The sequence below is a fragment of the Alkaliphilus peptidifermentans DSM 18978 genome (genome assembly GCF_900101495.1).
Classification (GTDB): domain Bacteria; phylum Bacillota; class Clostridia; order Peptostreptococcales; family Natronincolaceae; genus Alkaliphilus_C; species Alkaliphilus_C peptidifermentans.
In genome coordinates this window covers 1-15,988 of record NZ_FMUS01000009.1, presented here as the reverse complement: position 1 = coordinate 15,988, position 15,988 = coordinate 1, and the positions used below count along the sequence as shown (strand labels likewise).

General features: G+C 33.4%; 13 protein-coding genes. 12 read left to right on the top strand and 1 reads right to left on the bottom strand.

What is annotated here, in order from left to right; translation table 11 throughout:
• Positions 1–149 precede the first annotated feature (149 nt).
• From ftsE to BLP68_RS07775, 8 genes are all read left to right on the top strand, one after another.
• Positions 150–827, top strand: coding sequence for a cell division ATP-binding protein FtsE (gene ftsE / locus BLP68_RS07810; protein WP_330389116.1), 678 nt, complete (start codon positions 150–152; stop codon positions 825–827).
• On the top strand, positions 817–1,713 hold the full coding sequence (gene ftsX, locus BLP68_RS07805) for a permease-like cell division protein FtsX (protein WP_091542080.1): 897 nt from the start codon (positions 817–819) through the stop codon (positions 1,711–1,713). Before ftsE ends, ftsX begins: the two co-directional genes overlap by 11 nt.
• Positions 1,714–1,731: 18 nt before the next feature.
• On the top strand, positions 1,732–2,862 hold the full coding sequence (locus tag BLP68_RS07800) for a murein hydrolase activator EnvC family protein (RefSeq protein ID WP_091542077.1): 1,131 nt from the start codon (positions 1,732–1,734) through the stop codon (positions 2,860–2,862).
• Positions 2,863–3,060: 198 nt separating this feature from the next.
• The gene (locus BLP68_RS07795; RefSeq protein WP_091542074.1) at positions 3,061–4,278 is read left to right on the top strand and encodes a S41 family peptidase; all 1,218 of its coding nucleotides are present in this window, start codon (positions 3,061–3,063) and stop codon (positions 4,276–4,278) included.
• A gap of 253 nt (positions 4,279–4,531) precedes the next feature.
• Positions 4,532–5,203 (top strand): hypothetical protein, encoded by a 672-nt coding sequence (locus BLP68_RS07790; RefSeq protein ID WP_091542069.1) that lies wholly within the window; start codon positions 4,532–4,534, stop codon positions 5,201–5,203.
• 411 nt (positions 5,204–5,614) lie between these two features.
• Complete coding sequence (gene uvrB / locus BLP68_RS07785) at positions 5,615–7,591, top strand: excinuclease ABC subunit UvrB (RefSeq protein ID WP_091542066.1); 1,977 nt, start codon at positions 5,615–5,617, stop codon at positions 7,589–7,591.
• Between the two features lie 15 nt (positions 7,592–7,606).
• On the top strand, positions 7,607–10,471 hold the full coding sequence (uvrA, locus tag BLP68_RS07780) for an excinuclease ABC subunit UvrA (protein ID WP_091542064.1): 2,865 nt from the start codon (positions 7,607–7,609) through the stop codon (positions 10,469–10,471).
• A gap of 58 nt (positions 10,472–10,529) precedes the next feature.
• Positions 10,530–11,159, top strand: coding sequence for a flagellar brake protein (locus BLP68_RS07775; RefSeq protein WP_091542061.1), 630 nt, complete (start codon positions 10,530–10,532; stop codon positions 11,157–11,159).
• A gap of 101 nt (positions 11,160–11,260) precedes the next feature.
• Here the strand turns inward: BLP68_RS07775 and BLP68_RS07770 are convergent, their stop codons facing one another.
• A complete protein-coding gene (locus BLP68_RS07770) occupies positions 11,261–11,809 on the bottom strand; it encodes a stalk domain-containing protein (RefSeq protein WP_091542056.1) in 549 nt (182 codons plus the stop codon).
• Between the two features lie 259 nt (positions 11,810–12,068).
• Between BLP68_RS07770 and uvrC the strand changes: the two genes are divergently transcribed.
• The 4 genes from uvrC (at position 12,069) to BLP68_RS07750 (ending at position 15,981) form a co-directional block, all read left to right on the top strand.
• Positions 12,069–13,928: an excinuclease ABC subunit UvrC gene (gene uvrC, locus BLP68_RS07765; RefSeq protein WP_091542054.1), complete on the top strand. Its 1,860-nt coding sequence runs from the start codon at positions 12,069–12,071 to the stop codon at positions 13,926–13,928.
• Between the two features lie 74 nt (positions 13,929–14,002).
• A complete protein-coding gene (locus BLP68_RS07760) occupies positions 14,003–14,194 on the top strand; it encodes a PspC domain-containing protein (RefSeq protein ID WP_091542051.1) in 192 nt (63 codons plus the stop codon).
• A gap of 30 nt (positions 14,195–14,224) precedes the next feature.
• Entirely contained in the window at positions 14,225–15,157 is a 933-nt protein-coding gene (gene hprK / locus BLP68_RS07755; protein WP_091542048.1) for an HPr(Ser) kinase/phosphatase, read from the top strand.
• Between the two features lie 350 nt (positions 15,158–15,507).
• Positions 15,508–15,981, top strand: a complete 474-nt coding sequence (locus BLP68_RS07750) for an NADH-quinone oxidoreductase subunit NuoE family protein (RefSeq protein WP_091542045.1) — start codon at positions 15,508–15,510, stop codon at positions 15,979–15,981.
• Positions 15,982–15,988: the final 7 nt, after the last annotated feature.

The window sequence follows — 15,988 nt, the reverse complement described above, 5'->3', positions numbered from 1 at the left end:
TTAGTATAAGGAACTAAATCCTTTTTTATACGTCAGCAAATAACAAATAGTAATAATTTACCATGTTTTTATACCAGTAAAAGCAGGAAATTATGTTTTAATGTCGAAATAAAATAATGTGTGTTCAGGAGTTGATAAATTTGATTGAAATGAAAAATATTAGCAAGGTTTATCCCAAAGGGATACAAGCATTAACTAATATAAACTTTAAAATTGAAAAGGGAGATTTTGTGTTTTTAGTGGGTCCCAGTGGAGCAGGAAAGTCTACTTTCCTAAAGATACTGCTTAAGGAAGAAGAACCTACAGAAGGTACAATTTATGTTGGAGAGCAAAATATAACAAAGCTGTCTACACGTAAAATACCATATTTAAGAAGAACCATTGGAGTAGTATTTCAGGACTTTAGGTTATTACCCAATAAAACAGTTTATGAAAATGTAGCATTTGCAATGCAAATTATTGAGGCATCCTCAAAGGAAATTCGTCGCCAGGTACCAATGATACTGGGGATGGTTGGTCTAAGCGATCGTGCAGCACAATATCCCCATCAGCTATCTGGTGGAGAAAAGCAAAGAGTTTCGATAGCAAGGGCTATTGTTAATAATCCTTCTATACTTATAGCAGATGAACCGACAGGAAATCTTGACCCTGAAACTGCATGGGAAATCATGAAGGTTTTAAGGCAGATTAACCGAAGAGGAACTACTGTTCTTATGGCCACCCATGCCAAGGACATTGTTGATATGATGCAGCAACGGGTTATTGCCCTAGAAAAAGGCAGAGTTGTACGTGATCAGCAAAGGGGGGCATATGGCTATGAAGATTAGAACAGTAAGATATATGTTTAATCAAGGATTTACAGGCCTTTGGAGAAATAAAAATATGAGTCTAGCGTCTATTAGTTCAGTTGCAGCTTCACTAATGATATTAGGCTTAATAATAACTTTAGTCTTAAATATTAACAATGTGGCAGATTTAGCTCAAATGCAATTTGACACAATACAGGTTTTTCTAGAGGAAGATATTAGTCAACAGAAGATTTCCGAAATTGGAAATAGTATTCTTAAAATTAATGACGTAAATCGTATAGAATATGAATCGAAGGAGCAAGCGCTACTTAACATGAAGGAGAGCTGGGGAGAACAGGGGTATTTACTTGATACCCTGGAAGAAAATTATCTTCCAAATTCCTATATTATATATTTAAATTCTATAGATAGGGCAGAGTTTGTTGTGGGAGAGCTTGCAACAATCGATGGTATTGATATGATAAAGTACCATCAAGAAATTATAGATACTCTATTGGGGATTGCTTCATTCATAAAAACTGTAGGATTAGCTTTAATTCTTGTTTTAATTCTGATTGCAATGTTTATTATATCAAATACAATTCGATTGGCTTTAAATGCTAGAAGACAAGAAATAAATATTATGAAATATGTTGGTGCTACCAACTGGTTTATCAGATGGCCCTTCATTTTAGAGGGTATTATACTTGGCTTGTTGGGAGCAATTATTGCATTGTTAATCACCTACTATGGCTATAACTATGCTTATAGTGCTATTTCAAATCAATTTACAGTAGTGTTTAGTGCTTACTTGATTCCTATAGGTCAAATGATGAATACGACAATTATTATGTTTATTGTAATAGGCTCAGGGGTTGGAGCCCTTGGGAGTATAGTATCCTTAAGAAAGCATTTAAGGGTTTAGTTTTGGGGAGGTGCCTTGATGAAAAGAAGAAAAATTATATTGTTTATAATTATGGTTACCGTAATCATATCTACATTAGCTGCTTATTCTAATGATACAGATACCTTACAAAAAGAATTGGCAGAAACCAATAGAAATCTAGAGAAAAATCGAGCAGAGCAGAAAAGAATGACTGACGAATTAGGTAAAATAGCTCTCCAAATACAAGAGTATGATTTAATAATAGATAAGACTGAAAAAGAAATAAAAGTCTTAGGAAGTGAAATAGGTACAACAGAAAAGAAAATCGACATTATAACAGGTGAACTCATAGAAGCAGAAGAAAATATCGATCAAAAGCAAGACTTATTGGGGTCGAGATTGAATGTTATGTATAAGAATGGAAACATTGGATATGCAGAAGTACTTTTAAGCTCCCGAAGCTTCCCTGAGCTATTAAGTAATCTTGATATGATAAAGAAAATAGTACAGCATGATGTAGACCTTCTTAAATTTCTTGAAATTGAAAGAAATAAGATCGAAGACGGAAAAGTCAAGCTGGAAAATGAAAAGGCTCAGCTTATTTCATTAAAGAACAATGTTGAAGATAAAAAAGAGCAACTTGTTGTTTCTCGTGGACAACAGGAGGGAAAACGAAGAGAACTACTAACAAATAGAAAAGCATTATCAGATATGGAAGATAGACTAGAAAGGCAAGCAAATGAGATTGCTGATGAGATTAGGAGAAAGACTTCTGATGGAGAATATATAGCTGGAGAAATGCAATGGCCTGTACCAGGTCATACTAGAGTTTCTTCTCCCTATGGAAATAGAGTTCATCCTATATTAGGGGGGACACGCTTCCACTCAGGAATTGATATTCCAGCACCAACTGGAACAGAAATAATTGCAGCTGGTATGGGAACTGTGATATTTGCTGGAGATTTAGGTGGCTATGGAAAAACTGTAATTATTGACCACGGCGGAGATGTAACAACCCTATATGCCCATAACTCTAAGCTTGATGTATCAGAAGGGGATGAGGTTAATGGGGGACAAAAAATAGCTGAAGCTGGTAGTACCGGCCTATCAACAGGACCACATCTTCATTTTGAGGTAAGAGAAGATGGTAAATACGTAGATCCCACATCATATGTAAAGCGCAATTAATTAAATAGAAATTAACCTAAAGCCAGAAGAAGAATCTTCTGGCTTTAGTATATGAATTAATATATAGTACAAACTAGTGAATAGCAAACTCTTTATGAAAAGATTTTATTACTAGTAAAAGTATATGTTATAATTAATTTTAATAAGCTATATATAAGGAAATAAAATCTTGTTTATTCAGCCAAAGGGGAGAATTTAATGATAAGTAAAAGAAGTGCTATAATTGGGGCTATTATTATTGTATTACTGACAACAGCTTTAAATGTTACAGTAGGTAATGTAATTGCAATAAGACTAGGTCAAAAGGTAGTAGTATCAGAAGATACCTATGAATACTATAATGAAATGAAGAATAAATATGGCAAGCTATTTAGTTTAAATGATTATCTTATGAAGAATTACTATCAAGAGCTAGATGAAGAGGAATTAATAGAGGGTGCAATTAAAGGAATGTTTGATAGTATAGGTGACCCATATACCAATTACATGAGTCTAAAGGAATTTAAAGAGCTAATGACACGTACTTCTGGCTCCTATGGTGGTATTGGAGTGATTGTTACCCCGGGAGATGACGGATTTGTAACAGTAGTTTCACCAATTGAAGATACCCCAGGTGAAAGAGCAGGACTTAGAACCGGAGATAGAATTGTAACTGTTGATGATGTTACAATATCAGGTGATAAGCTAGAATATGCTGTTGAGCTAATGAAGGGAAAACCAGGAACAACAGTTAACCTAGCTATAAGAAGAGATGGTGTATCTAATCTAATAAATGTTAGCATCGTAAGGGAAGAAATAAGATTAAAGACTGTTAAGTCCGAAGTAATAGATGGTAATATAGGATATATTAGAATTACTATGTTTGATGAAAAAACAGCAGATGATTTTAAAGAGCAACTTAATGAACTTGAGAAAAGCAATATTGAAGCCCTAATCCTTGATTTGAGAAATAATCCAGGTGGTTTATTATCACAATGTATAAAAATTGCAGATATGCTTCTGGGAGAACAATTAATCGTATATACCGAAGACAGACATGGTGTGAGGGAAGAAGAAAAATCAAAAAAACAATCAATCAACTATCCATTAGTGATGCTTGTAAACGGGGGAAGTGCAAGCGCTTCAGAAATCCTTGCAGGTGCAATAAAGGATGGTGAAGCAGGTACTATTATAGGTACAACAACCTTCGGTAAGGCACTGGTTCAACAGGTGAAGCCACTAAATGATGGTACTGGATTCAAATATACCATAGCACAATATTTTACCCCTAATGGTACAAATATACATGGAACAGGAATAGAACCCCATATAGTAGTTGAGCTTCCAGAGGAATTAGAAGAAGAGTATAACCTAGAGAAAAGTGAAGATTTACAATTAATTAAGGCGCTTGAGGTAATCAAGGAGAAGATTAAATAAAAACTAAAACCTAGATAAAGAGCTATCGAATTTAAAGAGATAAATCCTAATACTAACAAGGGTTTATCTCTTTTTTATGAATTAACTATATTGATTTAAAAACTTAATTGAAATAATGTTATGTAGTTGACAAAAAATAGGTATAAATGGTAAAATAAAGTAAATTGTGTATAAGAGAGCCAGTAAATGCTAATTTATTGTAATTTTATGTAAGATACTTACCTATAAATATAATATAAAGTGGATGATTAATATGAAAACTAAACTTAAAAGTATATTTTTAATAATAATGATATCTGTAATGTGGTTACCATTATCCAGTGATGCCATTATCTATAATAATGGAGACGAAAAAGAGAATAATTTCTACAGTTGCAAAGAAAAGAATCACCCCAGCTATGATGAAGCATTAATGAATGAAATGATTATTCAACAAGAAGTTTTAGAAAAAGAAATTAATGAAAAATTGAATGGAATATCAGACAAGAAATTTGAGGTGTTTAAAACACAGAATATCGATGAGCTTATTCATTTACTGGATCATCTGAAAGCTGAGTCAATTGCTATTACAGAAGTGTCTAAAAAGCAAGACGAATTAAATAAGAAGATTGAAGCACTAAATAGAAAATTTAATGAAAATCGAAGTTCTGAGAGTACCAATATAATTGAAGAAACCTGTGTTTATGGAAAAACATTCGAAATATTGAGCATTGAAGACCTTATAAAAAGTAATAGAATAGAGCAGGTAGAAATAAAACAAATGATAAATCAAAGCATATTTACTAACTCAGAAGTAGAGATATTGACTGGAGAGGAAGCAAGGGATACTTTGAAGGAGCATGAAGAGAGATTATTAATCAAAGCCAGGGAAATGGAAAGGCTTATTAGAGAAATTAAAGAAACCGGTAATTATAAAATAGACTAAAAATTCTAGTTCCTGAATTAAAAAACTAATAAATTGCATGTAAATAAAAAAATTAAAGCTAGCTATATACGATAAAAGGCAACGATCTAGTACTCGTTGTTTTTTATCGTTTTACATGTAAAACAAACAAATAGTTTTATACTTCACTAATCTTGACAATCATTATATGTAGAAGTATAATAGATGTACGAACAAACGTTCTCGAATAAAAGCTTAATTATGTAAACTTAATATGATATAATATATAGGGCAATGAAGAATTATAAGTGACGAATTAAGAGTTAAAAGGTAAAGAATATTTAGGAATTATCTTAACTCTTAACTCTTAATTCTTAATTCTTAACTCTTAACTATTAAGCTCTTAACTATTAACTCTTAACTTTTAATTATAAAGAACTGTGGGGTAAAAGTATGGAAAAATTCAAATTGCAATCAGATTATTCGCCAACCGGGGATCAACCTAAGGCAATTAAATCATTGGAAGAAAGCATTCTAAAAAACAATAGACATCAGACCTTATTGGGTGTTACAGGCTCAGGAAAAACCTTTACTATGGCTAATATTATACAGAACCTTCAAAAACCGACATTAGTTATCGCCCACAATAAAACCTTAGCAGCTCAATTATGTAGTGAGTTTAAGGAGTTTTTTCCAGAAAATGCTGTTGAGTATTTTGTCAGCTACTACGATTATTATCAGCCAGAGGCCTATGTTGTTCACTCTGATACCTATATTGAAAAGGATGCCTCTATAAACGAAGAAATTGATAAGCTAAGGCATTCAGCAACATCCTCTCTGCTTGAAAGAAGAGATGTAATTGTTGTAGCCAGTGTATCCTGCATATATGGCTTGGGAGATCCAGAAGAATACAAAAAACTAACAGTTTCCTTAAGACCTGGAATGCAAAAAGATAGAGACGAGGTTTTAAGGCAATTAATTAATATACAGTATGAAAGAAATGATATAAATTTTGTAAGGGGAGCCTTTAGAGTGCGAGGGGATGTTGTAGAGATTTTTCCTGCATCATCTTCAGAGAATGCAATTCGAGTAGATTTTTTTGGAGATGAGATAGAAAAAATAACTGAAGTTAATGCCTTAACAGGTGAAATTATTGGACAAAGAAAGCACATATCCATTTTCCCTGCCTCCCATTATGCAACTGGATCAGATAAGCTCGAACTGGCAATAAAGAGAATCGAAGAAGAGCTAGAGGAGCGGGTTAGATTTCTGCATGACTCAGATAAGCTGGTGGAGGCACAACGGCTGCAGCAACGTACTCTATATGATATAGAAATGCTAAGGGAGGTTGGCTTTTGCCAGGGTATAGAGAACTACTCCAGACACTTAACAGGACGAAAGGAAGGCAGTCGCCCCCATACTCTTATGGATTACTTTCCTAAGGATTATCTAACAATTGTAGATGAATCCCACGTAACTATACCTCAGGTACGAGGTATGTATAACGGAGATAGATCAAGGAAGGGAACCCTAATAGATTATGGATTTAGATTGCCTTCAGCTTTGGATAATCGTCCTCTTCAATTTTCAGAATTTGAAGCTTTAGTGAATCAAATTCTTTATGTTAGCGCCACACCTGGTCCATATGAATTAGAGAAGGATGGTCCTGTAGTGGAGCAGATTATAAGACCAACTGGCCTTTTAGACCCGGTGGTTGAAGTTCGCCCAGTAAAGGGGCAAATCGATAACCTGTTGGGTGAAATACATCAAAGAATAACTAAAAAACAACGGGTAATGGTGACAACCCTTACTAAAAAAATGTCCGAGGATTTAACTAACTACATGAAGGATATGGATATTGCAGTTAGATATTTACATTCGGATATTAATACCATCGAAAGAATGGAAATAATTCGAGATTTAAGGTTAGGTGTATTTGATGTGCTGGTGGGTATTAACCTATTAAGGGAAGGCTTGGATATACCGGAGGTTGCTCTAGTTGCTATTTTAGATGCAGATAAGGAAGGCTTTTTAAGGTCTGAGACATCATTAATTCAGACAATAGGTAGGGCAGCCCGTAATGTTGAAGGTAAGGTAATACTTTATGCAGACAAAATTACTAATTCTATGGAAAAGGCTATTAACGAAACGGATAGAAGAAGAAAAATACAGCATCAACATAATATAGATAATAATATAGAGCCGAAATCAATTATAAAGAAGGTAAGAGAGGTTATTGAGGGAACTAAGGTGGCTGAGGATGCAGAAGAGTATAAATTCGACAAAAAACAAAAGCTTTCTAAGGACCAGGTAGAAAAAACTATACGTGAGCTAGAAATAGAAATGTATAAGGCTGCAGAAGGATTGGAATTTGAGCGGGCAGCAGAATTAAGAGATAGAATTAAAAACATACAAAAACAAAATCATTAAAGATGAGGTGTAAATGTGGCAAGGGATAAAATAATAATTAGAGGTGCAAAGGAGCACAATTTAAAAAATATAGATTTAGAAATACCCAGAGATAAATTTGTTGTTTTGACTGGATTGTCGGGATCAGGGAAGTCTTCCTTAGCCTTCGACACTATTTATGCAGAGGGTCAAAGACGATACATTGAAAGCTTATCTTCCTATGCAAGGCAGTTTTTAGGTCAAATGGAAAAGCCAGATGTAGAATATATAGAAGGTCTGTCACCAGCCATTTCAATAGATCAAAAGACCACCAGCAAAAACCCTCGTTCTACCGTGGGGACGGTTACAGAGATATATGATTACCTAAGATTATTATATGCTAGAATCGGCATACCCCATTGTCCAGTATGTAATATAGAGATAACACAAATGACAGTAGAACAGATTGTAGATAAAATTATGGAACTGGGGTTAGGAGTAAAGCTTCAATTATTGGCTCCTATCATAAGAGGGAAAAAGGGTGAGCATCAAAAGATATTGGAGGAAATTAAGAAGGAAGGCTTTGTCAGAGTAAGGATTGATGGATTAGTTATGGATTTACAGGAGGAAATCAAACTTACTAAGACTAAAAAACATAATATAGAGGTAGTTGTAGATCGGATTGTATTGAAGGAAGATTCCCATCAACGATTGGCAGACTCCATTGAAACAGTTTTAAAGCTTACTGAAGGTTTAATAATTGTTGATGTTATTGATAAGGAAGAAATACTTTTTTCTACAAAATTCGCATGTCCAGAGCACGGAATAGGAATAGAAGACATGTCGCCAAGGATGTTTTCCTTCAATAGTCCATTCGGTGCATGTAATGCATGTAATGGTATTGGTCATAAGAAGGTTGTTGATCCTGAGTTAGTTATACCTAATAAGAAATTAAGCATTCGACAGGGTGGTGTAGAACCTTGGGCCGGATCGAATGGAAATTCAGAGAATACCTATTATTTTAAAATGATGGAGAGCTTAGCAGAACAATATAAAGCAGACCTAGATACACCCATCAAAAACTTGCCGACAGAATTTATTAATGACCTACTATATGGCAGTAGTGACAAAATGGTATCATTTGAATATGAGTCCAAATACGGTGGCAATAGGGTTTATACTGCTGCATTTGAAGGAATTATACCTAATCTTGAAAGACGTTATCGAGAAACAAGCTCTGACTATATCCGTGAGAAGATTGAAGAATTTATGAGTGAAAGTCCCTGTGATGTGTGTAATGGGGCTCGTCTTAAGGATGTAATTCTAGCTGTAACTGTTGGTGATAAAAACATTCATGAAGTTACAGAAATGTCGATAGGAGATTTAAAAGATTTTTTTGAGAATCTTACATTAGATAAACGTAAAAGTACCATAGCTGCACAGATTTTGAAGGAGATAAAGGCTAGGTTAACATTTTTGATGGATGTGGGGTTAGATTATCTTACCCTATCAAGAACAGCAGGCACCCTTTCTGGTGGTGAATCACAGAGGATTAGATTAGCAACCCAGATTGGATCAAGCTTAGTAGGCGTACTATATATACTTGACGAACCAAGTATAGGGCTACATCAGCGTGATAATGAGAGATTACTAAAAACCTTAAGACATCTTACAGACATAGGAAACACAGTTATTGTTGTCGAACATGATGAAGATACAATGTATCATGCCGATCATGTTATTGATATAGGCCCTTTAGCAGGTATCCATGGAGGAGAGATTGTGGCCCAGGGAACTGTAGAAGATATCATTAATTGTCATGAATCTATTACAGGACAATATTTAAGTGGTAGGAGAAGAATTGAAATACCTTTAAAAAGAAGACTGCCCAATGGTAAATGGATAGAAATAAAGGGTGCCCAGGAAAATAACCTGAAAAATATTGATGTAAGCATACCAATGGGTGTATTTACCTGTGTAACTGGAGTATCTGGATCGGGTAAAAGTACATTAATTAATGATATACTTTATAAGAAAATAGCTAATGAGCTTAACGGAGCAAAGGCAAGACCAGGAAATCATAAATCTATACATGGTCTGGAGTATATGGATAAAGTAATAGAAATAGATCAATCACCAATAGGAAGAACACCCAGGTCAAATCCCGCAACCTATACAGGCGTCTTTGACGAAATCAGAGATGTATTTGCACAAACACCACAAGCTAAAATGAGGGGATATCAAAAAGGACGCTTTAGTTTTAATTTAAAGGGAGGCCGGTGTGAGGCATGTAATGGAGATGGCATTATTAAAATAGAGATGCATTTTCTTCCAGATGTATATGTGCCCTGTGAGGTATGTAAAGGAAAAAGATATAATAGAGAGACTTTAGATGTTAAATATAAAGGAAAAACTATATCTGATGTATTAAATATGAATGTAGAGGAAGCATTAGTATTTTTTGAGAATATCCCCAAGATAAAACGAAAGCTAGAAACTCTATATGAAGTAGGTTTAGGCTACGTCAAACTAGGACAACCCTCTACACAGCTATCAGGAGGAGAGGCCCAACGAATTAAGCTAGCCTCAGAACTTAGTAAAAGAAGTACAGGAAAAACCCTATATATACTAGATGAACCCACAACTGGACTCCATTTTGCTGACGTTCATAGATTAATTGATGTACTGCATAAACTAGTAGATTCTGGTAATACTGTACTTGTGATTGAACATAATTTAGATGTAATAAAAACCGCCGATCATATCATTGACCTTGGTCCAGAGGGAGGTATTAAGGGAGGCGAAATAGTCGCAGAAGGTAAGCCGGAGGATTTGGTTAATGTTAAAGAGTCATATACAGGTCACTTTCTCCAACAGGTATTATACCCATCAATGAAGGTAAATAAGAAAATAATACTATAGAAAAATTTTTTTATATTATGTATTATTAAACTACCACTGTATTATAGGAGGAGATATAATGTCTGGTGCCTTTATTAGTAAGGATGCTGCAATAAAGTTGGAAATAGATGTTATTCCCCCATATCTTTCCTTTTGGGGAAAAATTCATTTGGTAGATAAGAAATTCTTTGTTGTGAAGATAGATGGTAAGTATGTGCAAAATGAACCAAGAAAAGTCAAATGTACAATACCTAATGAAAAAAAAGTTTGTGTCATTAATAGTACAATTCATGGATTTGAAAATGATTTGTTATTTATAGAAATACCTTCAAATAATAACATTGAAATACTTCAAAGAAGGAAATATGTACGAATAGCAGTGGATAAAGAGGTTGAGTGCTATTTGATTGGCATTAATGATCGAAGGGTAGAAAACACTAAATTTTTTCCCGCTACACTAAAAGATATTAGTGGAGGGGGAGTATTGCTAAACACATCATTGTCTATCCCAATAGGAACTGTTATTGTATTTGAGTTGGATATTAATGGAGCATCAATTTTACTAACTTGCAAAGTATTAAGAAATACAGAAAATGAAAATAATCAAAGTCGTAACATTGGTTGTGAATTTATTGCATTAAGCGATAATGATCGTCAACGTATTATTTCCTATTGTTCAAAGGAACAATTAAAGCACAAAAGAAAGTAGGTAATAATGGGATATTACTCATTCTTTTTAGTGGGCATATGAAAAAACCAGCTACATTCACTTTGTAGCTGGTTTTAATGATCCTAAATTTAAAAATGATGCTAAATATCTATTATAACAGCTCGCACTTTATTTTGTTCATTTACAATTATACCAACAACATCACCAACGCGTAAATCGTCAAAATACACAGCCATTTCTTGATTATTCCGCTGCATTATAATAACTGCATCCTCTAAGACAGGCAAGGCTTCAAATATTTCTCGACTATTATGATCTAGGTGCTGCTCAATGTGTAATAAGTTGCTTTCTCGATCAATTTTTAAAATCTGACCATAAATAAAGGCTTCACCATTAAAAGGATTACAAGGTTCTACTTTAGTATAGGCTTCTGAAAGTACGACTTCTCGGTTTGTTTCATCCCATTCTATATTGTATTGTAGCAATTCAGACAAATCCCTTAATGAAACAAAAATTTTGTTTTTATAAATGAAGGATTCATTTCCAGAGAGAATTTGATCTTCACCCAAAAGTATTTTGATATCATTTATATAGGCTTTAATCTCATAAAACTCTGTGCTTCCCCAGCTGCTTGATATGTTTACTAAAAATAATGATATTAATAATATGATAAGTGCTTTTTTTAACATATTAGTTTTCCCTCCAAATAGTTATTTTATTTAAAGTATTGTCAATATCAAAATAAATATTCAACTTTTTAAATTTTGATACTACTAAAGCAAAGAACAAAAGCATTAACATTACTGTAAATAGAAAAGGAAAATAATACTCAATAATCTACTAATTTCAAATTGGTGAAATGATGGTAGGATATAGAATAAAAATGGTACAATATAATAGAAGGTGTATCCAGCAAGAAGAAACTTCAAGTTAAAGGGAGCATAGAAGATGTTTAACATTCAAGAACAATTAAAATTATTACCTAATAAGCCTGGCGTATATATTATGAAAAACAAAGAAGACGATGTAATATATGTGGGAAAAGCTATATCATTAAAAAATAGAGTGCGACAATACTTTCAGTCAGCAAAAAATCATCCTCCAAAGGTTCAAGCTATGGTTTCCCATATAAGCTTTTTTGAATATATTGTTACAGATACTGAGCTTGAAGCTTTAATACTGGAATGTAATCTTATAAAAAAAAATAGGCCAAAGTATAATGTGCTGCTAAGGGATGATAAAACCTATCCCTATATTAAGGTTTCAGTAAGTGAAGAATACCCTAGGGTATTAAAAACTCGTAACATTCAAAAAGATAAAAACAGATACTTTGGGCCATATACTAATATAAGTGCTCTGAATGAAACTCTAGATATAATTCATCGTATGTATCCCATAAGAACATGTAAGAAGAATATAACAAGAATGATAGAAAAAAAAGAAAGACCCTGCTTAAACTATCATATAAAAAAATGTATTGGACCATGTAAAGGGAACATATATAAAGAAGATTACACCCAAATGATTGATGAGATACTTCTAATACTTGGAGGCAAGCAGGAGGAGTTAATAAAGCGATTAAAGAAGAAAATGAATGAAGCTTCGATGGAACTAAATTATGAAAAGGCGGCATTATTTAGGGATCAGCTAAGGTCTTTAGATAGTACTCTTGAAAAACAAAAAATAGTAACAGATCAGTCCTTTGATCAGGATGTAATTGGATTAGCAAGCAATGAAGAGGTGACTTGCGTGCAGGTTTTCTTTATTAGAGAAGGAAAGCTTATTCATAGAGAGCATTATGATCTTAATGCTAATCAAGAGGAAAGTAAAGGAGAAATACTATCAGCATTCATAAAACAATTCTATAGTAATGTTTCCTTTATACCAAAAGAAATACTTGTGGAAGAAGATATACTAGATAAGGATATTATAGAAGAGTGGTTGAAGAAGAAAAAAGGCAAGAAAGTATCTATAAAGGTGCCCCATAGGGGAGATAAAAAAAATCTTCTTGAAATGGTTAAAAAGAATGCAGTTATTTCATTAATACAACTAACAAAAAGCATTCCTCAAAATAAAAAAATATCAATTATAAGCGAACTTCAGAATTTGTTGAGGCTAGATGCTCCCCCAGCACGTATTGAAGCCTATGATATTTCCAATACTCAAGGAGTTCAATCTGTTGGGTCTATGGTGGTATTCCATGAGGGTAAAGCAAAACATAAGGACTATAGAAGATTCAAAATCAAAACCATAGAAGGACCCAATGATTATGGTAGCCTTGAGGAAATAATAAAAAGACGGTTTCAACGGGGAATAGATGAAACCAATGAAATAATAGAAGGTAAGCTTCAGATTAATGATGGTAAGTTTATGGTGTTTCCAGATTTAATAATGGTGGATGGCGGATTCGGACAGGTTTCAAGCGTTGAAAAGGTTCTGAATAATCTAGATGTTAAGATTCCTGTATGTGGTATGATTAAAGATAACAGACATCGAACTAGAGGTATTGCTTTTATGGGAGAAGAGATCATTCTTAATAAGCATACAGATTTGTTTAGATTCATCTATAGGATTCAAGAAGAAGTTCATCGCTTTGCCATAGCATATCATAAAACATTAAGAAAAAAGGATATGCTTAAGTCAGAGCTGGAGGAAATTAAAGGCATTGGTGAAGCAAAACGAAAAGCCTTGATGAAGCATTTTAAGAGTATTGATAGTATAAAAGGTGCAAATATAGATCAACTTCAAGAGGTTAAAGGTATAACTAAAGGAAATGCAGAGGAAATTATAGATTTCTTTAAAAAATAAGGTAGACTTTTTAAAGCTAGGGACGTATTAATTGGTATAAAAATATTTAAGTACTATAAAAAGGGGAGATTACTATGGAACAGAAAAGACTAAGGTTATCACAAATTGATAAAAAGCTTTCAGGTGTATGCGGAGGAATAGCAGAATATTTTGATGTTGACTCTACACTTATTCGATTAGGTTGGGTTGTGCTGACAATTTTTAGTGCTGGTTTAGGCGGTATAATAGCCTATATCATTGCAGCAGCTATTATGCCTAAGTATTAAATTAATGCCATCAGCTACCAAGGAGGAAATATGAAATCAATAACCGTTAAAAATATGATTGAGGATTTAAAATTAGAGGAGATTAATCACCCTCTACATGAAATTAGACATATAACAACCATGGAGCTGAACCGACCAGGAATACAGCTTGCAGGCTTCTTTGACTATTTTGCATATGAAAGAATCCAAATAATAGGCAAGGTGGAGCATCAGTATTTAAGTACATTAACTGGTGAGATCAGAAAAGAAAGAATTGACAAACTATTATCCTATGATATTCCATGCTTAATTATTAGTAGAAATTTAGAGGTATACGAAGAAATAATGGTGGCAGCAGATAAAAACAAAAGAAAAATTCTTAGAAGCCATAGAAATACAACAAAGCTTATCAATAAACTAGCCAATTACCTTGAGGATAAGCTGGCTCCTACAGTTGTACTACATGGTGTTTTGATGGATATTTATGGTGTTGGAGTTCTGATAACAGGCAAAAGTGGAATAGGTAAAAGTGAAACAGCAGTTGAACTTATAAAAAGAGGACATCTTCTTGTTGCAGACGATTCAGTGGAAATAAGAAGAATTGGTCAAGAAGCATTAATAGGGACAGCACCCCAAATAATCCGACATATGATGGAGGTTCGGGGTATTGGAATTATGGATATCAAAAGTCTCTTTGGAGTTAGTGCAATAAAGGAAAGCACTCCAGTTAATCTAATCATTCACCTAGAAGAGTGGGAGAACAATAAAAACTATGATCGTTTAGGGTTAGATGATAACTATAGAGAAATACTAGGTATGAATGTTGCTGAAGTTACTATTCCAATAAAACCAGCTAGAAACATAGCTTTACTTATTGAAGTTGCAGCAAGAAATCATCGTCAAAAAGAAATGGGATATCATGCTGCAAAGGAATTTAATGAACGATTAATGAATCAATTGTCATCTGAAGGCAAAGACAAATAATTTTGTGTAATAGATAAAAAATGAGATAAACCTCCTTTTAATTTTTTTGTTGAGTAAAGAAATGAAAGGAGGTTTTTGTATATCTCTCATTAATAATTATTATTAGTGACTGTAAATTAATGTTAAAAAAATAACAAATAATTAATAATTAATACAAATTAACAATTGAATAATTTTGCTTTATAATGTATAATAAAGGTGTTGTTAAATCAACTTTTGATTGTGATAAATTATATGAATTGTATGAATATTTTAAAAAATAAACGGATAATTTTACATATTATCCATTTTAATTGGCATATTTGTGTTAAAAATTTAACATACAATTTTCTTCAAGGAGGAATCATATCATGGCAAAGAATCAATTAACAGAAGAGAATTTTCAAAAGCTAAATGAAGTAATTCAGGAACACAAGACTAAAAAAGGCGCACTAATGCCAGTACTTCATGAAGCCCAGAAGATTTTCGGATATGTGCCCCTAGAGGTACAAAAAGTGATATCAGATGAATTAATGATATCATTAAGCGAAATCTATGGAGTAGTAACCTTTTACTCCCAGTTTACCCTAGAACCAAGGGGTGAGTTTGTTATCGGAGTATGTATGGGAACAGCCTGTTATGTAAGAAATGCACAGCCTATTCTAGACAAAATAAGCGAATTGACAAAGACAGGTGTAGGAAAAACATCAGAGGATGGAAAATTCACATTAGAAGCGACAAGATGTATAGGGGCCTGTGGTTTAGCACCAGTAATTACAGTAAATGAAGATGTATACGGAAGGCTAGTATTAAGCGATGTACCGGATATTATTAAAAAATATTAGAGTATAG